The 24797-nt window shown below is 66.6% G+C and carries 22 protein-coding genes and 1 pseudogene; 13 read left to right on the top strand and 10 right to left on the bottom strand.

Going from position 1 to position 24797, the window contains the following annotated elements; genetic code table 11:
- The first annotated feature begins 62 nt into the window (after window positions 1-62).
- The 3 genes from ACN4E0_RS14200 (at window position 63) to ACN4E0_RS14190 (ending at window position 5148) form a co-directional block, all read left to right on the top strand.
- Window positions 63-2126, top strand: coding sequence for a S9 family peptidase (locus ACN4E0_RS14200; RefSeq protein ID WP_419568893.1), 2064 nt, complete (start codon window positions 63-65; stop codon window positions 2124-2126).
- Window positions 2123-3085 (top strand): SDR family NAD(P)-dependent oxidoreductase, encoded by a 963-nt coding sequence (locus tag ACN4E0_RS14195; RefSeq protein WP_419568891.1) that lies wholly within the window; start codon window positions 2123-2125, stop codon window positions 3083-3085. The genes ACN4E0_RS14200 and ACN4E0_RS14195 overlap by 4 nt, the downstream gene beginning before the upstream one ends.
- Before the next feature lie 296 nt (window positions 3086-3381).
- Window positions 3382-5148, top strand: a complete 1767-nt coding sequence (locus ACN4E0_RS14190; RefSeq protein ID WP_419568889.1) for a DUF885 domain-containing protein — start codon at window positions 3382-3384, stop codon at window positions 5146-5148.
- A gap of 12 nt (window positions 5149-5160) precedes the next feature.
- Here ACN4E0_RS14190 and ACN4E0_RS14185 read toward each other — a convergent pair whose 3' ends face one another.
- Window positions 5161-6168: a zinc transporter ZntB gene (locus ACN4E0_RS14185; RefSeq protein ID WP_419568887.1), complete on the bottom strand. Its 1008-nt coding sequence runs from the start codon at window positions 6166-6168 to the stop codon at window positions 5161-5163.
- Complete coding sequence (locus ACN4E0_RS14180; RefSeq protein ID WP_419568885.1) at window positions 6156-7373, bottom strand: acyltransferase family protein; 1218 nt, start codon at window positions 7371-7373, stop codon at window positions 6156-6158. The genes ACN4E0_RS14185 and ACN4E0_RS14180 overlap by 13 nt, the downstream gene beginning before the upstream one ends.
- Window positions 7374-7480: 107 nt before the next feature.
- Between ACN4E0_RS14180 and ACN4E0_RS14175 the strand changes: the two genes are divergently transcribed.
- From ACN4E0_RS14175 to ACN4E0_RS14150, 6 genes are all read left to right on the top strand, one after another.
- Window positions 7481-8275, top strand: a complete 795-nt coding sequence (locus ACN4E0_RS14175) for a LytTR family DNA-binding domain-containing protein (RefSeq protein ID WP_419568883.1) — start codon at window positions 7481-7483, stop codon at window positions 8273-8275.
- A 90-nt stretch (window positions 8276-8365) separates the two neighbouring features.
- Complete coding sequence (locus ACN4E0_RS14170) at window positions 8366-9673, top strand: OmpP1/FadL family transporter (protein WP_419568881.1); 1308 nt, start codon at window positions 8366-8368, stop codon at window positions 9671-9673.
- 56 nt (window positions 9674-9729) lie between these two features.
- Window positions 9730-10878, top strand: coding sequence for a flavodoxin-dependent (E)-4-hydroxy-3-methylbut-2-enyl-diphosphate synthase (ispG, locus tag ACN4E0_RS14165; RefSeq protein WP_419568879.1), 1149 nt, complete (start codon window positions 9730-9732; stop codon window positions 10876-10878).
- A gap of 42 nt (window positions 10879-10920) precedes the next feature.
- Window positions 10921-11460: a retropepsin-like aspartic protease family protein gene (locus tag ACN4E0_RS14160; protein WP_419568877.1), complete on the top strand. Its 540-nt coding sequence runs from the start codon at window positions 10921-10923 to the stop codon at window positions 11458-11460.
- 60 nt (window positions 11461-11520) lie between these two features.
- A complete protein-coding gene (locus ACN4E0_RS14155) occupies window positions 11521-12228 on the top strand; it encodes a murein L,D-transpeptidase catalytic domain-containing protein (protein WP_419568875.1) in 708 nt (235 codons plus the stop codon).
- Window positions 12229-12732, top strand: coding sequence for a hypothetical protein (locus tag ACN4E0_RS14150; RefSeq protein ID WP_419568874.1), 504 nt, complete (start codon window positions 12229-12231; stop codon window positions 12730-12732).
- A gap of 10 nt (window positions 12733-12742) precedes the next feature.
- Here ACN4E0_RS14150 and ACN4E0_RS14145 read toward each other — a convergent pair whose 3' ends face one another.
- Complete coding sequence (locus ACN4E0_RS14145; RefSeq protein ID WP_419568872.1) at window positions 12743-14164, bottom strand: L,D-transpeptidase family protein; 1422 nt, start codon at window positions 14162-14164, stop codon at window positions 12743-12745.
- Between the two features lie 103 nt (window positions 14165-14267).
- Here ACN4E0_RS14145 and ACN4E0_RS14140 point away from each other — a divergent pair, with 103 nt between their 5' ends.
- Window positions 14268-15191, top strand: a complete 924-nt coding sequence (locus ACN4E0_RS14140; RefSeq protein WP_419568871.1) for a DMT family transporter — start codon at window positions 14268-14270, stop codon at window positions 15189-15191.
- On the opposite strand, the gene ACN4E0_RS14135 is transcribed toward ACN4E0_RS14140, so the two are convergent.
- Complete coding sequence (locus ACN4E0_RS14135; RefSeq protein WP_419568869.1) at window positions 15188-15337, bottom strand: hypothetical protein; 150 nt, start codon at window positions 15335-15337, stop codon at window positions 15188-15190. The genes ACN4E0_RS14140 and ACN4E0_RS14135 overlap by 4 nt on opposite strands.
- Before the next feature lie 214 nt (window positions 15338-15551).
- Here ACN4E0_RS14135 and acnA point away from each other — a divergent pair, with 214 nt between their 5' ends.
- Together acnA and ACN4E0_RS14125 are read left to right on the top strand one after the other, a co-directional pair.
- Window positions 15552-18227 (top strand): aconitate hydratase AcnA, encoded by a 2676-nt coding sequence (gene acnA / locus ACN4E0_RS14130; protein ID WP_419568867.1) that lies wholly within the window; start codon window positions 15552-15554, stop codon window positions 18225-18227.
- A gap of 31 nt (window positions 18228-18258) precedes the next feature.
- Entirely contained in the window at window positions 18259-18978 is a 720-nt protein-coding gene (locus tag ACN4E0_RS14125) for a prolyl hydroxylase family protein (protein WP_419568865.1), read from the top strand.
- 15 nt (window positions 18979-18993) lie between these two features.
- On the opposite strand, the gene ACN4E0_RS14120 is transcribed toward ACN4E0_RS14125, so the two are convergent.
- From ACN4E0_RS14120 to ACN4E0_RS14105, 4 genes are all read right to left on the bottom strand, one after another.
- A complete protein-coding gene (locus ACN4E0_RS14120) occupies window positions 18994-20013 on the bottom strand; it encodes an MYXO-CTERM sorting domain-containing protein (protein WP_419568863.1) in 1020 nt (339 codons plus the stop codon).
- A 218-nt stretch (window positions 20014-20231) separates the two neighbouring features.
- Entirely contained in the window at window positions 20232-21257 is a 1026-nt protein-coding gene (gene ruvB / locus ACN4E0_RS14115; protein ID WP_419568861.1) for a Holliday junction branch migration DNA helicase RuvB, read from the bottom strand.
- A complete protein-coding gene (locus tag ACN4E0_RS14110) occupies window positions 21254-21766 on the bottom strand; it encodes a hypothetical protein (RefSeq protein WP_419568859.1) in 513 nt (170 codons plus the stop codon). The genes ruvB and ACN4E0_RS14110 overlap by 4 nt, the downstream gene beginning before the upstream one ends.
- 68 nt (window positions 21767-21834) lie before the next feature.
- A complete protein-coding gene (locus ACN4E0_RS14105) occupies window positions 21835-22311 on the bottom strand; it encodes a DsrE family protein (protein WP_419568857.1) in 477 nt (158 codons plus the stop codon).
- Between the two features lie 127 nt (window positions 22312-22438).
- Between ACN4E0_RS14105 and ACN4E0_RS14100 the strand changes: the two genes are divergently transcribed.
- Window positions 22439-23569, top strand: coding sequence for a dipeptidase (locus ACN4E0_RS14100; RefSeq protein WP_419568855.1), 1131 nt, complete (start codon window positions 22439-22441; stop codon window positions 23567-23569).
- A gap of 9 nt (window positions 23570-23578) precedes the next feature.
- Here ACN4E0_RS14100 and ACN4E0_RS14095 read toward each other — a convergent pair.
- Together ACN4E0_RS14095 and ruvA are read right to left on the bottom strand one after the other, a co-directional pair.
- Window positions 23579-23952: pseudogene (locus tag ACN4E0_RS14095) on the bottom strand (GFA family protein).
- Window positions 23953-23972: 20 nt separating this feature from the next.
- Window positions 23973-24572, bottom strand: a complete 600-nt coding sequence (gene ruvA, locus ACN4E0_RS14090) for a Holliday junction branch migration protein RuvA (protein WP_419568853.1) — start codon at window positions 24570-24572, stop codon at window positions 23973-23975.
- Window positions 24573-24797: the final 225 nt, after the last annotated feature.

The following is a 24797-nucleotide window of genomic DNA, read 5'->3' as shown; positions in this document are numbered from 1 at the left end:
AACCCTCCCGCGCCCCCTTTTATGTGCTAGTCCCGCCCGCAACAAGACAAGGAGGCGGGCGAATGAAGAAGCTTTTGAGGGGTTTGGCACTGGCCGGAACGATCGCTGTGGTAGCGCCGGCAACGGCACAGGATGGCAAGTCGACCTTCAGCGCCGAGGACGTGTTCGACCTCGAATATGCAGATGCCCCGCGGATCTCGCCCGATGGCCGCAGCATTCTGTTCGTGCGCCGATCCAACGATATCATGACCGACCGCACCGAAGGCGCGATCTGGATCGTGCCCACAGCGGGCGGCGAACCGCGCCTGGTGGTCGACAGGGCAAGCCGGGCCGAATGGTCGCCCGACGGGAAACGCATCGCCTATACCGGGCGCGACGACGGCGGCCGCGCGGCGATCTATCTGCGCTGGATGGACAGCGGGCAGGTCCAGCAGGTTGCCAGCCTCGATCATGGCGCGGGCAGCCTCGCCTGGTCGCCCGACGGGCGATCGATCGCCTTCACCGCGGATGTCGATGCCGAGGTCAAGCCGCTCGCCAAGATGCCCAAGCAGCCCGAGGGCGCCGCATGGTCGCCCAAGGTCAAGGTCATCGACCATGCCATCTTCCGGCGCGACGGGGCAGGTTATCTCGACCCCGCTTTCGAGCATGTCTTCGTCGTGCCCGCCAACGGCGGAACGCCGCGGCAGCTGACCAGCGGCAATTTCCAACACAACGGCCCGCTATCGTGGAGCCGCGACGGGCGCGCGCTGTTCTTCTCCGCCAATCGCAGCGAGGACTGGGAACTGCAGACGGTCGAGAGCGACGTGTTCGAGATCGACATCGCCAGCGGGGCACTGCGCCAGGTCACCACTGCCGACGGCGCCGAATCCAACCCGCAGCTGTCGCCCGACGGGACGCGGATCGCGTTCGTCTGCATGCCGAACGTCAAACGCCCGGTGTGGCAGGTGGATATCTGCGTGAAGGACCGCGCGGGCGGCGCAACGCGCAATCTGACGACGACACTCGACCGCGAGGTCGGCGACATCCGCTGGGGCGGCAATAGGGCGATCTATTTCACCTTCGACGATCGCGGGATGAAGAATATCGGCCGGGTCTCGCTTGATGGCCGGGTGGACACCGTCGCCGAAGGTCTTGGGGGGACATCGCTCGGCCGGCCCTATACCAGCGGGACCTACGACGTGTCCGACAGCGGGGTGCTGGCCTGGACCGCCGGCACGAGCGATCGGCCCGCCGACCTGGCCGTCCGCAGCGGTGGTCGGACACGCCAGCTCACCGCGCTGAACGAGGACCTGCTCGCCTATCGCACGCTCGGCGAAGTCCACGAGCTCACTTATGCCTCGAGCTTCGACGGTACCGAGATCCAGGGCTGGTACGTCACCCCGCCGGGCTTCGATCCCGCCAGGAAATACCCGCTGATCCTCGAAATCCACGGCGGGCCGCATTCGGCCTACGGGCCGCATTTCAGCGCCGAGATCCAGCGCTATGCCGCCGAAGGTTACGTCGTGTTCTACGACAACCACCGCGGATCGACGTCCTATGGCGAGGATTTCGCGCTGCTGCTGCAGAACAAGTATTCGAGCGAGGAGGATGCCGCCGACCATCTGTCGGGCGTCGATGCGATGATCGCCAAGGGCTTCATCGACGAGAAGAACCTGTTCGTCACCGGTGGATCGGCCGGCGGGATCGCGACCGCCTATCTCGTGGGACTGACCGATCGCTTCAACGCTGCGGCGGCGGCCAAGCCGGTGATCAACTGGCTGTCCAAGTCGCTGACCGCAGACAGCTATATCTTTCAGACCTATCACCAGTTTCCCGCCATGCCGTGGGAAGACCCGATGCACTACTGGAAGCGTTCGCCGCTGAGCCTGGTCGGCAATGTCTCGACCCCGACCATGCTGATGACCGGCGAAGAGGATCACCGCACGCCGATCAGCGAGAGCGAGCAGTTCTACCAGGCGCTCAAGCTGCGCGGCATCGACACGGTACTGGTGCGCGTGCCCGGCAGCTCGCACGGGATTGCCTCGCGCCCCTCGCGGCTTATAGCGAAGACCGAGAACATCCTCGCCTGGTTCGCGCGCTATCGGACGGACAAGACGGATACCGACGAAACGGGAGAGAGCGAATGAACAGTTTCGGCTTCGACAGCACTGCCGACGAGGTTCTCGCAGGGCAGGATCTTACCGGGCGCATTGCCTTCGTCACCGGGGGCTATTCGGGCCTCGGCAAGGAAACCGCGCGGGCGATGGCCGCCAGGGGCGCGCATGTCATCTTGTCGGGCCGCGACGCGACCAAGCTGGCCGCGGCGGCCGACGAGATCGCGGAGGGAACCGGTGCCAGGGCCGATACGCTGGTCTGCGATCTCGCCTCGCTCGACAGCATTCGCGCAGCGGCCAAGGAGGCTGCGGCCCGGTTCGACAAGATCGACCTGCTGATCAACAATGCCGGCGTCATGGCCTGCCCGCTCGATCGCACCGCGGACGGGTTCGAGATGCAGTTCGGGACCAACCATCTCGGCCATTTCCTGCTCACCAACCTGCTGATGCCACTGGTCGAGAAAGGCGAGGCGCCGCGCATCGTCAACCTCTCGAGCCGCGGCCACCATATCGATCGGGTCCATTTCGACGATCCCAACTACGAGAGCCGCGATTACGACAAGTGGCAGGCCTACGGCCAGTCGAAGACCGCCAACATCCTCTTCGCGGTCGGGCTGGAGAAGCGCCTCGCCGACAAGGGCATCCACGCCTATGCGCTGCATCCCGGCGGGATCATGACCAATCTCGGGCGCCACATGACCGAGGAAGACCGGCAGTGGATGATGGAGCGGATGCGCAAGGTCGCCGAGGAAAGCGGCCAGCAGAGTCAAGGTTTCAAGTCGATTCCGCAGGGCGCGGCCACAACCTGCTGGGTCGCCACCGCCGACGAACTGGCCGGTACGGGTGGGGTCTATTGCGAGGACTGCCATGTCGCCGAGCGCGACGACGAGGACCCGATGGGCGGTGTGCGCGGCTATGCGATCGACGAGGGCAATGCCGAGAAGCTCTGGACGCTGAGCGAGGAGCTGGTGGGCGACACTTTCGCCTATTGAGGGATAGCCGCGACCCAGCCTTCGACGAGCCTGCGCGCAAGCATCGCGCCGCGGCTGACGCCTGCGCGGATCGAGGGCACGAGGAACGGGCACCTTCGCCCATGGCCTCGCCTGCGCGATCGCCATGCTGGCGCATCTCGGCAGCCGGCATGTCCTGCCGGTCGTCCTCCGCAGCGGAGTCGGACGGATTGCGATCCCGCCGCTCGTCCGCTGGCAAGCGACATTCGTCCGGCCCGCGCTTGCCAAGAAAGACGGCAGGCGGCACCCCCCAGATCGACGTCCAGAGGGGAAACCAGATGAAGACTTTTGCCGCCGCCATCGCGCTCGCCGTGGCGCTGCCCGCAGTCCCGCTTGCCGCGCAGGAGGAAGCCACCGCGCCCGCCAGCCCGCAATGGGTCGAAACGAGCAATGCCTATACGCAGAAGCTCCTCACCTTCGAGGCGAGTATCTTCCCGACCGGCGCCAGCTCCGCAGGCTACGAGCAGTACGATGGCCTGGTGAACGACATGGCGCTCGACCGCGACGAGCGCTACCTCGCCGGGGCGCGCAAGCTGCGCGCCGAATTCGCCGCCGCCATGGCGAGCGAGGCCAACCCCTACGTCAAGCAGGACCTGCAGATCCTCATCGACGCGCTCGACCTGAATATCGAGGGGACCGAGCTCCAGCGTCGCTACATGCTCGAATTCGCCGAAGTACCGCAGGGCATGTTCCAGACCGTCGGGACGCTGCTCTCCGAACAGACCGCGCCCGACCGCCGCGCCAAGGCGCTCGAACTCCTGCAACGCTACACCGGCACCTGGCCCGACACCGAGCCGATGATCGAGCTGGCCAAGCGGCGCTTCGAGGCCAGCCGCGGGGAGGGCAAGATGGGGCCCTATGCAGTCGAGGTCCGCGAATCGATCGACAAGATTCCGACCTTTGCCGCCGGCATCCGCGAGCTGTTCGACACATATGAGATCGACGGCGCCGACGCAGCGCTCGACGCGATGGACGCGCAATTCGCCGACTATGCGAAATGGACCGAAGAGGTGGTCCTGCCGGCCGCGCGCGACAATCCGCGCCTGCCCGAAGAACTCTACGCCCTCGCGCTCAAGAACTGGGGGATCGATGCCGACCCCCGCGAGGCGATGAGCCAGGCACGGCGCGGCTTCTACGAAATCCGCGCGCAGATGGAGGCGCTCGCCCCGCAGATCGCTGAAAAGAACGGCTGGGCCGAGACCGACTATGCCTCGGTCATGCGGAAGCTCAAGGAAAGCACGATCCCCAACGACGAGATCGAGGACTTCTATCGCGGCGTGAATGCCGAGATCGAAGAACAGATCCGCGAGCACGACGTCGTCAGCCTGCCCGACTATCCGCTCGCCATGCGGGTGGCCTCCGCCGCCGAAAGTGCCGCCCAGCCCGCCCCGCACATGCGCCCGCCGCGCCTGATCGGCAATACCGGCGAGCAGGGCACCTTCGTGCTGACCGTGTCGAACCCCACTGCGGCCGAGGGAGAGGCCTATGACGATTTCAACTTCCCCGCGGCCAGCTGGACGCTGAGCGCGCACGAGGCCCGCCCGGGTCACGAGATGCAATTCGCCGCGCTGGTCGAGCAGGGGGTCAGCCTTGCGCGGCTGCTCTATGCCTTCAACAGCGTCAACGTCGAAGGCTGGGCGCTCTATGCCGAAGCCGAGATGCTGCCCTACGAGCCGATCGAGGGCCAGTTCATCGCCCAGCAGTTCCGCCTGCTGCGCACCGCCCGCGCCTTCCTCGACCCGATGCTCAACCTCGGGCTCATCAGCCGCGAAGAGGCCGAACGGGTGCTGCGCGAAGAGGCGCTGTTCTCGCCGGGAATGGTGAAACAGGAACTCGACCGCTACCAGTATCGCATGCCGGGCCAGGCGGGCAGCTATTACTACGGCTATCGCAAGCTGATCGATCTGCGAGTCGAGGCCGAGGTGGCGCTGGGCGACAAGTTCGACGAGAAGGCGTTCAACGATTTCCTCCTCGGGCAGGGGATCATCCCGCTCGAACTGATGGCCAAGGCGGTGCGCGAGGAGTTCATCCCCTCGCAGCGCTGACGCCGCGCTGCGCTAGAGCCAGCGCAGCCTGCGAAAGGCGACGATCAGGCCGATGAACAGCAGCCCGCAGAGGGCGACCACGGCCCAGAACGCGTCGGGGTCGTCCATGCCGGGCATGCCGCCGACATTGATGCCGAGCAGGCCGGTGAGGAAGGACAGCGGCAGGAAGATGCCCGCGACGATGGTCAGCATGTAGGTCGCCTGCTCGCTGCTCGCGAGGCTGCGGGCGCGGATCTCATCCTGCAGGACCAGCGCGCTTTCCTTGCTGATGTCGATATCGTCGAGATAGCGGCGCAACCGCGCGATGCTCTCAGCGATCTCGCGGCGGTCGCTCTCGTCGAACCAGGCGGGCGCGTCGCGGCTGATCTGTTCGAGCGCCTCGTGCTGCGGCGCCATGTGCCGTTTGAGCGCCAGGCAGTTACGGCGAATGGTAGAAATCCGCTTGAGCATGCTTTCCGCGTTTTCGTCGGGGTCGTCATCCTCGAGCGCGTCGAGCACCTCGTTCATGTCGACGATCGACTGGCTCATCCGTGTGATCATGTATTCGGCCAGCAGCGTGATCGTCGCGCCCGCATCGAGCGGCCCCTGCCCCTGGTCGAGCTGCGCGAGCACGGTGCGCGGAGTCTGCAGCGGGTGGCGTCGCAAGGTCACCAGCCGCTGCCCGTCGCACCAGAACTGCATCGAGATCATGTCTTCTGGTTCAGCCCCGGGATTGAAATTGATCCCGCGCAGCGTCCCGACCAGCGTCGCCCCCTCGCGAAAGGCGCGCGGGCGGGTCTGATCGCTCGTCAGCAGCTCGGCGGTCGGCTCCGGAACGCGGAAATTTTCCTCGAGCCATTCCTGGACGCCGGGTAGGCTGCGGCAAACATGCAGCCACAGCACCTCGCCCTCGGCGGAAGGCTGCCAGCCCTGCGCCTCGTACCAGCCGATCGGACGCGCGCCGCCTTTCCCGTCGAGCACACGGCCGAACAGCAGCGGCGTTTCGGTGTCGGTATCGGCGGCATCGGTCAGTTCTGGCATGCCGGCATGGATGCCGCATCGCCGCGCTTCGGGGAAGGGGCAATGTGCCAGCCTCTGAGCCCGATCAGCAGGCGCAGCCCGGGGATCTCGCGACCGACGCGGTAGAACAGCCAGCAGCCGAGCGTGGTGGCGGCGACCAGGACCAGGAAGCTCGTGCCATTGCCCAGCCCTGCGCGCAGGCAATACCAGGCGACGACCACGATGATCGTCTGGTGGACGATGTAGAAGGGAAAAACGCCCTCGTTGAGCATCGCGCGCCAGCGGTGATCGCGGTTCCAGTAGCGGTCGGCGATGCCGAGCAGGGCGACGATCATGGTCCAGGCGTTGACCGCGCGCGCCGCGACGAAGGTCTTCACGGCCACGGCGGGTGCGACCGTATCGCCCGGATAGCGCCATTCGAGCGCGGCGACGACCGCATAGGCGAGCAATGCGAGCGCCAGCGCGATGCCCCAGCTTCGCCCGATCGCGCTCCAGGTGCGCCTGGCGCGGAGCAGGGCGAAGCCGAACAGGAAGGCGGGGAAGTAGATCCAGTGCGCCGGCGCATCGTCGAACAGCGCGTGCGTGTCCTCGACCCCCGACCACAGCCAGAATGCGCGCAGCATGATCCAGCCGATGGGCACCAGCAGCAGCATGGGTGCATGCCCGAAGCCGCGGTCGAACAGTGCGCCAATAGCGCCGCGCAGGCGCGACGGGAGGCCCAGCAGCAGCGCCAGCCCCAGCGTATAGGGCCAGAGATAGGCGACGAACCACAGGTGCTGCCAGGTCGGCAGGACGATCCCGTGGAGCGATCCGAAGCGGAAGTAGTCCTCGCGCCAGAAGTGGAGGAACCCGTGCGCATAGCCATATTTGCCCATCAGCTCGATCCACGGCTGCGCCGGAACGACCACGATCATGCCGAAGACCAGCGGGATCAGCAGGCGCGCGGTCCTATTGCGAACGAAGGCGCCCAGGGCGGGCCGCTTGGCGAGCATCGCCGCGCTGGCAAAGCCCGAGACGAGAAACAGCAGCGCCAGCCGCCAGCCATTGGTGAAGAGCATCGGGATCGTCGCCCGCTCGACCACGGGGTCGGCCTTCACGTGCCACCCCCAAGGCACGAAGAACATGCCGATGTGATAGAGGATGAGCAGGGCGAAGGCGCCGATGCGCAGCCAGTCCATGCCATAGTGGCGGTCGGTTCCGGTGCCGGGGAGAGTGTGCGTTTCCATGCCTGCGGCGCTAGGCGAGCGGCAGCGCAGTCTGCTAGCGGCAGGACATGGATCGCGATGCGGCAGGGACGAACGGTGCGGCCGGCTTGACGAGCGGTGGAGCGCGCGTGACGAGCGGAAACCCCCTCTGGGCCCGCCGGGGCGTGATGCTGGGTGTGATCGTGGTCTTCGCGGCGATCCAGGGCGCGGTGAACGGGGTCAGCCGTTTCTCGGATCTACGCGGCGCAGGCGCCGACGTGCCCGGCTGGACGATCGCGGTCGACGAGACGAGCAGCTTCTTCGCCTGGCTGGTCTGCATGGTCGTGATCTGGTGGCTGGTGGCGTTGCTGCGCCCACCGCGCTTCGGCTGGCCGGCGATCGCCGCATTGCACCTCCTCGCCACCGTGCCCCTATCGCTGCTCCATATCGGGCTAATGGTGATGCTGCGAGAGGGCGCCTATGCGCTTGGTGGTGTGAACTACGATTTCGCCCACGGCCGGCTGCTGGGCGAGATCCTCTACGAATATCGCAAGGACGCGCCGTCCTATTTCCTTCTCGCCGCCGCCTTTGCCGGCATCCAGTGGACGACGCGCCCCGCCCCAGCCGGGGACCGCGTGCCGGTGCTGACGATCCAGGACGGCACGCGCCGCATCCGCCTGCCCCACGCACAGATCGACCGCGTCGAGGCGGCGGGCAATTATGTCGAGCTCCATGCGGGCGGCACGGTCCATCTCCACCGCGCGACGCTGGCCGCCCTCGAAAGCGAACTCGGCGAGGGTTTCGTCCGCATCCATCGCAGCCGCCTTCTCCGCCGCGACGCGGTGCGCGAAATTCGCACGCTCCCGAGCGGCGATTTCATCGTGAAGCTGGACGACGGCAGCGAAACGCGCGGCAGCAGGCGGTATCGCAACAGCTTGCATTGAGCTGCGGAGGCGACGACAGCGTCGCCCGCTGCCGTTTCCCCCGCAACCGAATGCGAGAAACCATTGCCCAGGCTCGATCGTTCGCCCCTCATGAACGCCCCGATCAGAACCTCCTCGTCCATCCTGGCCGTCGGCCTCGGCCTCGCCATTGCCGTTCCGGCGCAGGCGGGCGGCTTCTACATCCAGGAACAGTCGACCAGGGAGGCCGGCCGCGCCTATTCGGGAGATGCCGCCGCCGCCGACAGCCCGGCGACCATCTTCTTCAACCCGGCCGGCATGACCGAACTCGACGGCGTCCAGATCGAAGCCAATGCGCAGGCGCTGTTCGTCGATGCGCGCCAGTCGAACACCGGCACCACGCGCAGCGTCCCCGGCCTGCCGGTCACATTGCCGGTTAATGGCAACGACGGCGGCAATCCGTTCTCGCAGCCGCTTCTCGTGCCCTCCATCTATGCCAGCGCGCAGGTGAGCGATCGCCTGTGGGTCGGGCTCGGGGTCAACAGCCCCTTCGGCGTGGTGGTCGATTATGACGAGGATTTCTTCGGTCGCTACGATTCGCTGACCTCGGACGTCTTCACGCTCAACGTCCAGCCGAGCGTGGCCTACAAGCTGTCGGACCATGTCTCGCTCGGCGCCGGGCTCGACATCCAGTATATCGATGTCGAACTCGCCAACGCCGTACCCAACCTCAATCCGGCCGATCCCGACGGTGCGCTCAGGATCACCGGTGACGACATCTCGGTCGGCTGGAACGCGGGCATCACCGCCACTTTCGACCCGGTGCGGATCGGCGCGCACTACCGCTCTTCGGTCGAGCACACGCTCGATGGCGAATTCGCGCTGTCGGGCCTGACCGGCCCGCTCGCCGGGAGCAACGTCACGACTGCTGCCACCGCGCCGCTCTCCACCCCCGACATCGCCACGGTCAGCGTGCTGTTCGGCACCGACACGCCGTGGCGCATCTACGGCACCTGGCGGTGGTACAACTGGAGCAAGTTCGAGGAAATCCGCGTCGAGCCCCAAGGCCTTCCGCCGCAGATCAGCGAACAGAACTACCGCGATACGTTTTCGATGGCGCTGGGCGGCGAATACGACGTCAGCGACCGGCTGACGCTGCGCGCGGGGACGATGTTCGACGAATCGCCCATCACCGATCGCTATCGCACCACGCGCGTGCCCGATGGCGACCGCACCTGGCTGTCCGCCGGGGCGACGTGGACCATCAACGACACTTTCTCGGCCAGCCTCTCCTATGCGCATGTCTTCGTCAAAGGCGAGCCGATCGACCGGACCGACACCTTTTTCGACGGCACCCCCGCGGCGATCGATGCGCGCATTCGCTCCGACAGTTCGGGCAACGCCGATGTGCTGGCGCTGGCCGTAGGGGCGCGTTTCTGACCGCGCTTCCCTAGCCGTCATTGCCCCTTCATATCGAGGGGACTATATCGCAGGCCATGTCTTCCGTACGCCCGTGGCGCGATATCGAGCGCCGTCAGTCCCGCCAGATCATGGTCGGCAACGTCCCCGTCGGGGGCGATGCGCCGATCAGCGTGCAGACCATGACCAACACGCCGACCGAGGACGTGGGCGCGACGATCGATCAGATTCGCCGCTGCGAAGACGCCGGCGCGGACATCATTCGCGTTTCGTGCCCGACCGCGGAAGCGACCGAGAATTTCGACCGCATCACCAGGGCCGCGAACGTGCCGATCGTCGCGGACATCCACTTCCACTACAAGCGCGCGCTCGAGGCGGCGGACAAGGGCGCGGCCTGCCTGCGGATCAATCCGGGCAATATCGGCAGCAGCCAGCGCGTCGCCGAAGTGGTCCGCGCGGCCAAGGCCAATGGCTGCGCGATCCGCATCGGCGTGAACGCCGGCAGCCTCGAAAAGGACCTGCTCGAGAAATATGGTGAGCCCTGCCCCGAGGCGCTGATCGAGAGCGCGCTCGACCATATCAAGCTGCTGCAGGATCACGATTTCCACGAATACAAGGTGGCGGTGAAAGCCTCCGATGTGTTCCTCGCCGTCGCGGCTTATCACGGCTTGGCCGAGGCGGTGGACTGCCCGCTACATCTCGGGATCACCGAGGCAGGCGGGCTGATCGGCGGGACGGTGAAATCCGCGATCGGCATGGGCAGCCTGCTGTGGGCGGGGATCGGCGACACCATCCGCGTGAGCCTGTCTGCCGAGCCCGAGCAGGAAGTGCGCGTCGGCTACGAAATGCTCAAAGCGCTGGGCCTGCGCACCCGCGGCGTCCGCGTCGTCTCCTGCCCCAGCTGCTCGCGCCAGGGCTTCGACGTGATCCGCACGGTGGAAACGCTCGAGAAGCGGCTCGAGCACATCAAGACGCCGATGAGCCTCTCGGTGCTCGGCTGCGTGGTCAACGGCCCGGGCGAAGCGCGCGAAACCGACATCGGCATCACCGGCGGTGGCAATGGCAAGCACATGGTCTATCTTTCGGGCGTGACCGACCACCATGTGAAGAGCGACGACATGCTCGACCATATCGTCGCGCTCGTCGAGGCCAAGGCGGCGCAGATCGAGGCCGGCGAAGCGGTCGCCTTCGATCCGCATGCACGCCCCGCGGAAGCGGCGGAGTAGCCATTTACCGCGCATTAAGGCGGCCGCGATCATAATTCACCCATGCGCGAGGCTGTCCTTCTTGCCCTTGTCGTTGCGGTATTCGTCGGCATCACCGCCATGCCCAACGATGCGCCCGATCTGCCGACGGATGGCGCCGAAGCAGGCGAGGCGGGCGATGCCGCGGCTGCGAAGCGGGCCGATTCAAGACGCGACAGCTACGCCACCTGGGTCGCGGGCACGACCGAACTGCCGCGCGCGGCCGACGGCCATTTCTATGCCGATGCCGAGATCAACGGATCACGGGTCGGCTTCCTCGTCGATACCGGCGCCAGCGTGGTCGCGCTGACCGGCGCCGATGCCCGCGCGGCCGGGCTGATCTGGTCGAGTGCCGACGTGCGAACGGTGGCGCAGGGAGCCTCGGGCCCGGTATCGGGCGTCGCCGTCACGCTCGACAGCGTCGCTCTCGGCGGTCACGAGGCGCGCAATGTGGCGGCGGTGATCGTCCCCGAAGGCCTGCCCGTATCGCTGCTCGGCCAGAGTTTCCTCGCCACCGTCCATCCGGTACGAATCGAGCGAGACCGCATGGTGCTGGGCGAATAGCATGCCCGTCCCGCCGCAAACCTCGTGGCAAGACCGCGCAGAGCGTGGTAAATGCGCCGGATGAAGCGTCGTGACCTCCTCAAGGGCTCACTCGCCGCCGGCGCGGCGATGGCCCTGCCCGCCCGTCTCTTCGCACAGGTCAATCCGTCCGCGACGCGCGATGCCAAGTTGATGGACATCGCGCGCGACGAACTGGCACGGGTCGGTTCGCAGATCTGGCGGCGCGACATCGTCGGCATCGCCGATTTCGGGCTGCATTCGGCCGAGCGGCGCTTTCATTTCGTCGATCTCGAAAACGAGCGCGTGGCGAGCTACCACGTCAGCCACGGAACCGGTTCGGACGGCGAACACGACGGCTGGCTCAAGCGCTATTCGAACATCGAAGGCAGCGAGGCCTCAAGCAGCGGCGCCTTCATGACGCGCAGCTGGTACAAGGGAAAATACGGAACCTCGATCCGGCTCGACGGGCTCGACCCGACCAATTCGAACGCGCTGCCACGCGCGATCGTGATGCACCAGGCGAATTACGCCACGCCGGAACACGTCGCGCGCTTCGGCCGGCTGGGCCGTTCGAACGGCTGTTTCGCCATGGGTCCCGAACAGTTCGACCGCGCGCTGATCGACCTGTCGGGCGGGCGTCTGCTTGTCTCGGGCAGCTACGGCATTGCCGCGGACGGCAGCACCGTGGCTCCGCCGGTCGTGCAATACGACCTGCTGCGGCGCGAGGACGGCACCACCTTCAGCCGCGCCAATCCCGGCGCCTTCTGATTGGTCTACCGCCCGTCAGCGCAGATTTTCGAGCGTAATGTAGGCCCGGTAGCGGCAGCCATCCTGCCCGCCAGCCTGATCGCCTCGTCGATCGGCACGCTGGCACTGGTCCTGCTGCTCCTGTTCGAATTCGGCAGCTGGTCGGGCGGCTTGCCGTCGGTCTTCGAAGCGCTCGTATTCGTGCTGGTGACGCTCGTAGCGCTTGGTTTCGCGGTCGTCGCGGGTCTCTTCCTCGTCGCCTTCTATCTCGCGATCTTCGGTGTTCCGGTCGCGCTTGTTCTCGGCCCGCGCATCGGACATCCGCTGGCCCTGGCGATCTCGCTGCTCGACGCCTCGCTGGCGGCCGCCTTCGCGGTCACCGGCTCGCTAATGCACGGTAGCGGGACCGACGGCTTTCCCTTCGGCGGCTTTGCCATCGCGCTCTGCTATGCGCTTCCGGCAGGCTACTTCTACCGCCGCAACATCGTCGTCATGCGCGAGGAATGGTCAATCCTCAACGATTGACCCGGCTGCCTCAGCTGGTCTGGAGATCGTCGACGATCTCGATCACTTCCTCGCTGGTTTCCCGCGCACGGTCGCGCTGGCGCGGCGCGTCGAGCGCTGCGAGTACCGGCGCGTCGCGGTCGTAGATGTCGGCGAACTTGCGCAGATTGCCGTCCACATCGACTCCATAGGTGAAATAGGTGATGTAGACTGGCCACTGCTTGGCCATCGGATAGCGCGTGTATTCGCGGCTGGCGGTGATTTCGGAGACTTCCTGCTGAATCGCCGGCAGGTCCTCGCGGCTCTTGGCATTGCCCAGCATCGACATGGTCATCGCCAGCTCGCGCGCGCCCTGCACGCGGATGCAGCCGTGGCTCAGCGCGCGGTTGTCCTGGTTGAACAGCGCCTTGGCGGGCGTGTCGTGGAGGAAGATCGCGTGCTCGTTGGGCATGTCGAGCTTCATCAGCCCGAGCGAATTGCCCGGCCCCGGCTGCTGCACCACGCTGATCCAGCCATTGGCGCCCTTGGTCGCCTTGTACCCGGCGGCGCGCGCCCAGCCGGGATTGTTGAGCACCTTGGCACCCAGCCCCTCGCCCTTGACGATCGACTGCGGCACCGTCCAGGTCGGGTTGAAGATCACCGCCTCGACCATTTCGGCGAGCTGCGGCGTCGCGGTGCGGCCGGGCTTGCCCACCACCACGCGGTAGTTCTTGATGATCCGGTCGTTTACCGTCAGCCGCAGCTGGTATTCGGGCACATTGGTCAGCAGGTACTGCTTGCCCAGATCGCGGCCGAGCCAGCGCCAGCGATCCATGTTGGCACGGATCAGCTTGCGCTCCGCGCGGTCGGTGGTGGTCGCCAGCTTCTCTTTCAGGCGCGCGTAATCGGGCGAAACCGGATTGAGCGCCGTAAGAGTCCCGGCGATATCGCCGGTGGCGACGGCCTGCTGGAGCAGGCGATCAGAGGGCAGCACGTCGGGATCGGGATCGACCACGAACCACTGCCGGCGCGCATCCATCGGCGTGCGACCGTCGCGCAGGTCCTCGACCAGCCAGACGAAGATCTGGCTCGCAAGCTCGTTGAGCGCGGCACCTTCGCCCCGGGCGATCGCGGCGGACAGGTCGGCGGCGCGATAGTCGGCCGGCACGAGGCCCTCGGCCTCGACCGTGGGGATGAAGGCGAGCAACTTCTTCGCCTGCGGCACGCTCCATGCGCGCACCAGCACGGGGAGTTGCTGGACCACCTCGCCCGAACTCATGCTGATATCGTTGAAACTGTCGTTCACGCTCGGCTGCGGCTTGGGCGCGTCCCTGGTGTAGTCGGGCAGCTTCTCGGTGACCTTGGCCGGTTCGGGCGGCAGCAGGTCCTCGGGCGCCTTGTCCTGCGCCATGACAGAGGTTGCACACAGCGCCGCACCCATTGCGGAACCGAGAATCAGACGAAAGCGTGTCATAAGTCCTACCAGAAGCGCCCCGCGCCGAAGCGGCGCGTCGGGCCGTATATTAGCCCAATGCGTCAAGCCTTTCCAATATCCCTGCTTTCGCGAGGCTGAATTGATGACGCGGCGCCCAACCCCCGATATGCGCAGTCGGGTGAACAAGCCCGCTTCCCCCATCGGCCCGATTCTTGCGACGGCCGGGGGAATCGCGATCCTCTCGGCCATGGACGCGGTCATGAAGACCGCCTCGCTCGCTTTGGGAGCCTATATGGCGGCGCTGCTGCGCGCGGGGATCGCCTTCGCGATCGTCGCCCCGCTATGGCTCGCCGGTCGCCCGGCGTGGCCGGCGCGCACGGTGATGAAGATCCACGCCATCCGCGGCGTGGTCGGCGCGGGCATGGCCCTGACCTTCTTCTACGCGCTGACCAAGCTGCCGCTGGCCGAGACCATCGCGATCAGCTTCGTCGCGCCGATCGTCTCGCTCTACCTCGCGGCAATTTTGCTGGGCGAGACGGTGCGTCCCCGCGCGATCTGGGGTGCGGTGCTCGGCATGGCAGGGGTCCTGGTAATCGTCGGCGGCAAGTTCGGGCGCGGCAATCTGAACGAGGACACGCTGTTCGGGCTGGCGGCGATCGTGACCTCCGCACTGCTCTATGCCTGGAATCTCGTGCTCCAGCGCCAGCAGGCGCTGGTCGCCAGACCGACCGAGGTGGCGACCTTCTATATGGGCATCGCCGGGCTGACCTACTGTCTCGCCGCGCCGTTCCTGTTCGAATTCCCGGATATCGCCGCACTCCGCTTTGTCGCCATCGGTGCCTTACTGACGGTCGCGGGCGCGCTGACCATGGCGTGGGCCTATGCCCGTGCGGAGGCGCAGGTGCTGGTCCCGCTCGAATATTCGGGGTTCCTCTGGGCCTCGCTCTTCGGCTGGCTGCTGCTGGGCGAGGCGGTGACCTGGACGGCGGCGGCGGGCGCGGCGCTGATCGTGTTCGGCTGCTGGGTCGCGACGACCGGCAGGCATACCGAACAAAGCGCGCTCTAGCGCTGCTGCTCCATTTCGGCGGCCTGTGCCGGCTGGTCGGCGAAGGTGAAGGCGGCGGTGAAGCAGCCGGCTACACCGAGTGCGACCGCGAGAACGGCGAAACGAAGCGATTGGTGCGAGCGCGTGCGCGCCTTGCGCGAAGCCATTGCAATTCCTCCTTGAAGCCGCACGACCTGTTCGGCGCGCCAGCCCTCTTGTTGCAGAATCAACCGCACACCCCCGGCATGGGTTCCCTCCCGCTGTCATGTTGCACCGCCGCAGACTTGATTTTTGCGACGTTCCGGCGCAGGTGCGCGGCACATTCGGCCGCCCCGCCCATTGGTCCGGTGACGGCTCTCAAACGAAAGGACAGATGCGCGCATGACCCAGGTCGGCAAGGACACGCTCGGAACCCGCTCCACTCTCACCGTGAACGGCAAGGACTACGCCTATTATTCCTTCGCCAAGGCAGAGGAAAAGATCGGCGACGTGTCGAAGCTGCCCTTCAGCCTCAAGGTCCTGCTCGAGAACATGCTGCGTTTCGAGGATGGTGGCTTCACCGTCTCGACCGACGACGTCCAGGCGATCGCCGACTGGCAGAAGAACCCCGCCACGGGCAAGGAAATCCAGTACCGCCCGGCGCGCGTGCTGCTGCAGGATTTCACCGGCGTGCCATGCGTGGTCGACCTTGCCGCCATGCGCGATGCGATCGCCAAGCTCGGCGGCGACACCGCCAAGATCAACCCGCAGGTTCCCGTGAATCTCGTCATCGACCACTCGGTGATGGTCGACGAATTCGGCCACCCCAAGGCGTTCGAGAAAAACGTCGAGCTCGAATATGCGCGCAATGCCGAGCGCTACGACTTCCTCAAATGGGGCTCGAAGAGCTTCGAGAACTTCACCGCCGTGCCCCCGGGCACCGGCATCTGCCACCAGGTGAATCTCGAATACCTCGGCAAGGGCGTGTGGTCCTCTGCCGGTGAAGACGGCCAGATGGTCGCCTATCCCGACACCTGCGTCGGTACCGACAGCCACACCACCATGATCAACGGCCTCGGCGTGCTCGGCTGGGGCGTCGGCGGGATCGAGGCCGAAGCCGCGATGCTCGGCCAGCCGGTGTCGATGCTGATCCCCGAAGTGGTCGGCTTCAAGCTGACCGGCGCGATGGCCGAGGGCGTCACCGCCACCGACCTCGTCCTGACCTGCGTCCAGATGCTGCGCGAAGTCGGCGTGGTCGGCCGCTTCGTCGAATTTTACGGCGAAGGCGTTGCCAACCTCACCCTCGCCGACCGCGCGACGATCGCCAACATGGCCCCCGAATACGGCGCCACCTGCGGCTTCTTCGGCATCGACGACAAGACGCTCGAATACATGCGCCTGACCGGCCGCGACGAGGATGCGATCGCGCTGGTCGAAGCCTATTCGAAAGAACAGGGCATGTGGTTCACGCCCGAAAACGAGCCCGTCTTCACCAAGACGCTCGACCTGGACATCTCGAAGGTCGTGCCCTCGCTCGCCGGCCCGAAGCGTCCGCAGGATCGCGTCGCGCTGCCGCAGGTCGACGAGCTGTTCAACACCGACCTGAAGTCGATCTACAAGAAAGATGCGCCGGTGCGCGTCGAGGTAGAGGGCAAGGACCACGACGTGGGCGATGGCGACGTCGTGATCGCCGCGATCACGAGCTGCACCAACACCTCCAACCCCGACGTGCTGATCGCCGCCGGCCTCGTCGCCAAGAAGGCGCGCGAGAAGGGCCTCCAGCCCAAGCCCTGGGTCAAGACCAGCCTCGCCCCGGGATCGCAGGTGGTTACCGATTACCTCGTGAAGTCCGGCCTGCAGGACGATCTCGACGCCATGGGCTTCGATCTCGTCGGCTATGGCTGCACCACCTGCATCGGCAACTCGGGCCCGCTCGCCCCGCCGATCAGCAGCGCGATCAACAACAACGATATCGTCGCCGCCTCGGTGCTGTCGGGTAACCGCAACTTCGAAGGTCGCGTGTCGCCCGACGTGCGTGCCAATTTCCTCGCCTCGCCCCCGCTCGTGGTCGCCTATTCGATCCTCGGCACGGTAACGCAGGACATCACCGAAACCCCGCTGGGCCAGGACCAGGCGGGCAACGACGTGATGCTGGCCGATGTGTGGCCGTCGAACGAGGAAGTGCGCCAGCACCGCGCCGCCAATATCGACCGCCAGATGTTCGAGACCCGTTATGCCGACGTCTACAAGGGCGACGAACACTGGCAGGCGATCAATGTCGAAGCCAGCGACACCTATCGCTGGAACCCGACCAGCACCTATGTCGCCAGCCCGCCCTATTTCGAGGGTATGGGCATGGAGCCGGCACCGATCACCGACATCGAAGGCGCCAAGCCGCTCGCGATCCTCGGCGATTCCGTGACGACCGACCACATCTCGCCCGCCGGTTCGATCAAGGAAGACAGTCCGGCCGGCGCCTATCTCAACAGCCACCAGGTTTCGAAGCAGGACTTCAACTCCTATGGCTCGCGCCGCGGCAACCACGATGTGATGATGCGCGGGACCTTCGCCAACATCCGCATCCGCAACGAAATGGTCCCCGGTGTCGAGGGGGGCTACACCACGTACAACGGCGAGAAGATGGCGATCTACGATGCCGCCATGAAGCACAAGGAAGACGGCACCCCGCTGGTGGTCGTCGCGGGCAAGGAATACGGCACGGGTTCGAGCCGCGACTGGGCCGCGAAGGGCACCATCCTGCTCGGTGTGCGCGCGGTCATCGTCGAGAGCTTCGAGCGCATCCATCGCTCGAACCTCGTCGGCATGGGTGTGCTCCCGGTTCAGTTCAAGGGCGGCGACACGCGCAGCTCGCTGGGCCTGACTGCCACCGACAGCTTCTCGATCAAGGGCCTCGCCGACCTCACGCCGGGCCAGGACGTCGAAGTCGAAGTCACCCGCGAAGACGGCTCGACCTTCACCTTCACCGCGCTGTGCCGCATCGATACGGCGAACGAGATGGAGTACTACCGCAACGGCGGCATCCTTCAGTACGTGCTGCGCAAACTCGCCGCGGCATGATCCGGCGGGGCGAGCGATAACGCCGGCCCGCATGTCCCTTCGCGGCCGCCTGTCGCAGCTGCTGGGTAGCACGCCAGCCGACCCGCAGGCCGATCCCGCCATATTGCGCGGAATCGGCCAGGCGGTGCGCGAGCGACTGCTGGCCGACCCAGACGTCGAACCGCGCGGCGGCGGCAAGGCCGATCTGTTCCTCAGGCGCGGCCTGCTCAGCGCGCAGCAATGCCGCAAGCTGGTCGCGATCATCGACAGCCGGATACAGCCCTCGGTGCTGTTCTCCGAGCGATCGTCGCCGCGCGGACGGACCAGCTCGACGCACTTCTTTTCCCAAGAGATGCCCGAGACGCGCGCGCTGGCGGACAGGATCGCCGCGGTGACCGGGATCGACCGCGTCCATGCCGAACCGCTGCAGGGCCAGCGCTATTTCATCGGCGAGGAATACCGCCACCACCGCGACCACTTCCGCCTCGACCGCCCGCACTGGCAGGTCGAACGCAACCGCGGCGGGCAGCGCAGCTGGACCGCGATGGTCTATCTCAATGAAGTGGAAGAGGGCGGGGAGACCGAATTCCCCGAACTCGACCTGCGGATCGTGCCCGAGCCGGGGATGCTGGTGATGTGGGACAATATGGACCGCAAGGGCCGCCCCAACCGCGCCACGAGACACGCGGCACTACCCGTGCTCGCGGGCGAGAAATACGTCGTGACGCAGTGGTATCGCCAGGGCGAATGGAGCCTCAGGCAGCGCGGCTAGCGCGCCCGGGGGCTCTCACGCACCCCGCTTGATGCGGAACTTGCGGCGGCCGAGTACCGCCGCGGCGGCCATGCCGAACAGCGCCATCATCGGCGGAGCGGGCACGTCGGTGCCGCTGCTGCTGCCCGAGGTCGAGCTCGAGGTGCTGCTCGAGGTCGAGCTGGACGTCGAGGTCGACGACGACGTCGAGCTCGAGGTGCTGGTCGAGGACGAAGAGCTGGTGCTCGAAGTGATGTTGCCGCTGGTGGTCGACACTTCGCCGGTCGAGGTGGAGACCTCGCCCGTGGAGGTCGAGACTTCGCCGGTCGAGGTCGAAACCTCACCCGTGGAGGTCGAAACCTCGCCGGTCGAGGTGGACACGGAGCCCGTGGTCGTGGTGGTCGACACCTCACCGGTGGAGGTGGAAACCTCACCCGTGCTGCTGCTCGAACTGGTGGTGGTCGAGACTTCGCCGGTCGAGGTCGAGGTCGACGAGCCGCCCGAGGAGGTCGAAGTCGACGATCCGCCGGTGGAGGTGGTGGTCGAAACGTCGACGATCACGTCGCCGGGTTCGCCGCCGGTGGTCGTGGTCGAATTGACGACAACGCTGCCGCCGCCGCTCGAACCGCTGAAGAAGCCGCCGAAGAACCCGCCGCCGAAGCCGCCGCCATAGCCGCCCCCGCCACCGCTCGGGATCGAGCGGGCCGAGCCGCCGCCGCCGACGGGCGCCGCTGCGGGCAGCGGTGGAACCGGAACGGCGGCCATCGCCTGGCGATAGACCGGCGGGCAGATGTTGCCCGGATTGTTGGCGGCTTGGGGCGAATCGGCAGGCACGCATTCGACCGGGCGCGGGATCGAGCGGGCGCGCGGCACGGTGGCGCGCGGCACGGCGCGGGGCTTGGCCTGCTTGACGTACTTGACCTGCTTGACCGCCTTGGCCTTGTACTGTGGATTGTCGGTGATCGGCTTCTCGGCGACATGCACCGCGCCGCCCGCAAGCAACGCGCCACCCGCCGCGGTGGCCGAGAGTTTGGCAAGAGCTGACTTAACCGACATCGTTCTGACTTCCTGTTGCGACCGCGCAAAAGCGGGGGATTCCCGCCACTTATCGCGATCCTGCGTATCCTGTCGCTTATCCCTCCCGTGGGACTCGCCTATGGTTATCGATCGCTGGTACCCTCAGAAAGTAAATTTTTCGCGGAAATGCGAGGGTTGCGCAAGCCCCGTCCCGTTTCGGGACCGAATTCCGCCTTGGTGTTACCGCGCCGGAAACCTCATTTGTCGAACATGTCGCCCTGCGGCCGCGAGGGCGGCGCAAGGCCCAGATGGTTCCACCCGCCGTCGTTGAGCATGCGCCCGCGCGCGGTTCGCGCGATCAGGCCGAGCTGGATGAGGTAGGGCTCGATCACCTCCTCGACCGTGTCGCGCGGCTCGGAAAGGCCCGCTGCGAGCGTCTCCACGCCCACCGGCCCGCCCTTGTAGGTGGTGGCGATCATGGTGAGATAGCGCCGGTCCATCGCGTCGAGGCCGAGCGAATCGACCTCGAGCCGCGTCAGCGCCTCGTCCGCGACTCGCGTCGTGACGATGGCCTCGCCCAGCACATGCGCGAAGTCGCGCACACGGCGCATCAGCCGCCCGGCGACGCGCGGCGTCCCGCGGCTGCGGCGAGCGATCTCGCGCGCGCCGCCCTCGTCGATCCCCATGCCGAGCAGACCCGCCCCGCGAGTCACGACGCGCAGCAGCTCGTCTTCGGTGTAGAAATTCAGCCGCACGGGGATGCCGAAGCGGTCGCGCAGCGGCGTGGTCAGCAGCCCCTGCCGCGTGGTCGCACCGACCAGCGTGAACGGCGGGAGGTCGATTCGCACGCTGCGCGCCGACGGGCCCTCGCCGATGATGATGTCGAGCGCGCGGTCCTCCATCGCCGGGTAGAGCACTTCCTCGACGACCGGATTCAGCCGGTGGATCTCGTCGATGAAGAGCACGTCATTGGGCTCGAGATTGGTCAGCAGCGCGGCGAGGTCGCCCGCCTTGGCAATCACCGGCCCGGAGGTGGCGCGGAAACCGACGCCGAGTTCCCTGGCGACGATCTGCGCCAGCGTGGTCTTGCCGAGCCCCGGGGGGCCGAAGAACAGCACATGGTCCATCGCCTCGCCGCGCCCCCGCGCCGCCTCGATAAAGACGCGCAAATTCTCGCGCGCGGCCTTCTGCCCGACGAACTCGCCGAGGCTCTTGGGGCGCAGCGCCGCGTCCGGGTCTTCCGGTTGCCGGTCGGGCGAATGGAGGGGAACGGGGTCGGTCATCGTTCTCGGCTCTCGCTTACCTGATCAAGTGCCGAGATCGCAGGCCCATCGCTAACGGCCTGCTTGCCTACGCTCTCTTTTAGTTCTGCCCCCACGACGGCTGCCCCGCCAATCAAACAGAACCCAGCCGCCCAGCCAAACGCCTGTGAAATTACGCCCAACTTCATCGCGCCTTTCATTTCGGCATTCAGTTCATCCTCACGAGCTGCAACACGCATCCCGTCGTGCGAAACGGCCAACCAGTAGCCAAGTTGATCGTTTAACTTTGGAATCGCGCGGCGATTTATCCGCTGCCCCGCAACCGCGACGAGAAGAGCAAACGCAATCCCGGCGAGGAAGCACAGCCCAGCATAAAACTTTGTTGACCCTTCTAACGTCTCATTGCTGAGTACGGCCAGGGCAGCCCCTCCGTTCAACGCTAGCAATGACGCTGTGAGCCAGCGAAACGAATGAGAATGCTCGTCGATAACCGTCCGTCGTGACTCAGCAATGACCCCGATGATCTCCAAAGCCCCTCGCTTTACGAACTCAGGGTCCTCATCCTCATGCGGCGTACTGTGGGGCATCTCATCTCGCATCAAAACGGATTCACCGTATAGCCCGCCTGCTGCAGCAGCGCGAAGGCGGTCATGGCGGAGAGCGCCATTTCGACGCCGGGGATCAGCTCCTCCTGGCTCACACCCTGCGCGGTCGCACTCTGGCCGCAGACGATTAGGCGCACGCCCTCGTCGAGCATGGCGCGGATCATCGCGGCGCTGCCATTGTCGCCCAGTTCGTGCGCGGTGCGGCCTTCGGAATTGAGCAGGTCGAGCACCGCCTTGCCGTGGACCACCACCACGACGCGGATATTGTCCTCGGGCACGCCGGCGGCGACATGCATGTTGATGAAGCGCGCGGCGCTTTCGATGCTCTTGTTGCGCTCGCCCTCCTTGGCCGGCTCGGTGGCGTCGAAGGCGACCGCGAATTCGGTGTCCGCAGGCACCTCGCCGATGCCCTCGACGGCGGCGTGCGGGCCGAAATCCTCGAACACCGGCCCCGTTGTGAAGGCGCTCATGTCCTGCGCCGCAGCCGGCACCGAAAGCCCTGCAACCGCCAGCACCAACCACATTGCCCGCATAACCCCTGTCCTCTCTCGCGCGGCGCGCTTGCCACTCCTGCCAACCGCTTGTAGCCCTTGCGCCATGCATATCAACAGACGCCAGTGGCTTGCCGGGATGGGGGCAGGCGCCGCTGCCGCTCTCGTCGGCCCCAGCCCGGTTTTCGCGCGCCCCGCCAAAGGCTTCCTGAAGGACGCCATCGTCATCGACGGGCTGGGCGGGATCGGCGATCCCTATGGCGAGGACGGCGTCACGCGCCTGTCCGCGAAGGGCTGGGCCGAGATCCGCGCAAGCGGCGTCACCGCCACGCGGATCACCGCCATGCCGGTGGGCAACCAGGTCGATGCCTGGGAGCAATACGAAGACTTCATGGACTATTTCGAGGGCTTCGTCGGTGCCAATCCCGACCGCTTCCTCGTGGTCCGGCAGGCGGCCGACATCCGCACGGCCAAGGAAAGCGGCCGGATGGGGATCATCTACGGCACGCAGGACACCGCGATGATCGGCCCCGCGCTCGACCGGATCGCGACGATGAAAGAGCGCGGCCTGCGCTCGATCCAGCTGACCTACAACAACCGCAACCTCGCCGGCGACGGGTCGATCGAGCCCGACAACGCCGGCCTCTCGAAGCTCGGCCGCGCGACGATCGAGAAGATCGAGGCCGAGCGCCTGCTGCTCGACCTGTCGCACGGCGGCGCACGGACCATGGCCGAGGCGGTCGAGGCCTCGACCCGCCCGCTCGTGATCAGCCACACCGGCGCCCGCGCGCTCAACGACCATCCGCGCAACACCTCCGACGCGACCATGCGCGCGGTCGCCGAGAAGGGCGGCGTCGTGGGCCTCTATTTCATGCCCTATCTTTCCGCCGACATGGTGCCCTCGGGCGAGGTCCTGCTCGACCACGCCGACCACATGCTCCGCGTGCTGGGCGAGGATCATATCGGTATTGGGACCGACAACGGGCCGGTCCCGCCCGAAATGACGCCGGAGACCCGCAAGGCGTGGGACACCGAACAGCAACGCCGGATCGACGAAGGGATCGCCGCCCCGGGCGAGAAGATCGGCTTCTATCCCATCGTCCAAGATTACAATTCGATCGACCGGCTCGAAAGGTTCGCCGATGATCTGGCGAAGCGCGGCTGGACGCAGCGGCAGATCGAGAAGCTGCTCGGGCTCAATTTCCTGCGCGTCTATGGCGAGGCCTGGGAGGGCTGAGTCCCCGCGTCAGTCGTAATGCTCGGTGGTCTCGCCGGTGATCGCGACCCAGGCATGCTTGCGCTCTTCGTAGACCGAGTATTGCGGCGCCGGAAAACCCGGCTCGGCGAAGCGCCCGATCGGGATCGCCATCATCTCGCGGAAGGGCCGCGCCACGTACCACATCTCGCAGCCGCAGTTCGGGCAGAAATGGTGCTCGCTCGCATGGCCGCTCTCGGCCTGCGGGTGAAGACCCTGGCCTCGCCCGTCACGGTGACCTGTTCACGCGGATAGCGCACCTGCGCCGCGAAGGAGGAGCCGCTGCGCCGCTGGCACTCGAGGCAGTGGCACACCGAGATGCGGAAGGGCTCGCCCTCGCAGGCCAGCGCCAATTGGCCGCACATGCAGGTCGCGCTGCGCGCGCTCATCCCGCCGCCTTTTTCAGCGCCACGCGGATGAGGTCGCCCTCGCTCGCGCCCTCGCCGAGCTCGCCCTGCGCGGCGGCGACCGCGCGCGCGGCGACCGCGGGCTTGAAGCCGAGGTTCTCGAGCGCGCTCACCGCATCCGCGCTGGCCCCGCCCGCCGGTGTCGCGACGATGCCCGGCCCCGCACCGCCCGGCAGCGCGCCGGCCTTGTCCTTCAGCTCGTTGACGATCCGCCCGGCGAGCTTGGGCCCGACGCCATTGGCGCGCGCGACCATCGCCGCATCGCCGCCGGCGCAGGCCTGCTGCAGCTCGCCGGTCGACAGCGCCGAAAGGATCGCCAGCGCGACCTTCGACCCCACGCCCTGGACATGGGTGAGCAGGCGGAACCATTCGCGCTCGGCGCCGTCGGCGAAGCCCAGCAGGCGCATGTCGTTTTCGCTGACCTGCAAATCCGTATAGACGGTGCAGGCCTCGCCCCTCTGGCCCAGCGCGGCGAGCGTCTTGGTCGAACAATGGACGAGATAGCCGACGCCCGCGACGTCGATCACCGCCCAGTCCACGCCGGTTTCGTCGAGCAGGCCCTTGAGCTTCGCAATCATGCTTTGTTCCTGCCTCAACTCGCGGGGTTTGGCCAGCCGGGGCCGGACGTTCTCCGCAGGCGGAAGGTGACACGAGGTTTACACCAAAACCGCCCGTCCCGCCGCCGGGTTTGCCCCCGGACGAACCGCCCCCGGGCCGCACCGGTTCCGGAACCGGGCGCAGGGACTGGCCGAATGCCCGTGCTCGCACGAAAGGCGGTCTGTAGGACAGCAAAATCCGCGTTG

Source organism: Qipengyuania sp. (assembly GCF_048550555.1).
In the GTDB taxonomy this organism is placed as follows: Bacteria; Pseudomonadota; Alphaproteobacteria; order Sphingomonadales; family Sphingomonadaceae; genus Qipengyuania.
Note: the sequence above shows the minus strand (reverse complement) of the source record. Positions and strands in the feature narration are given on the sequence as shown.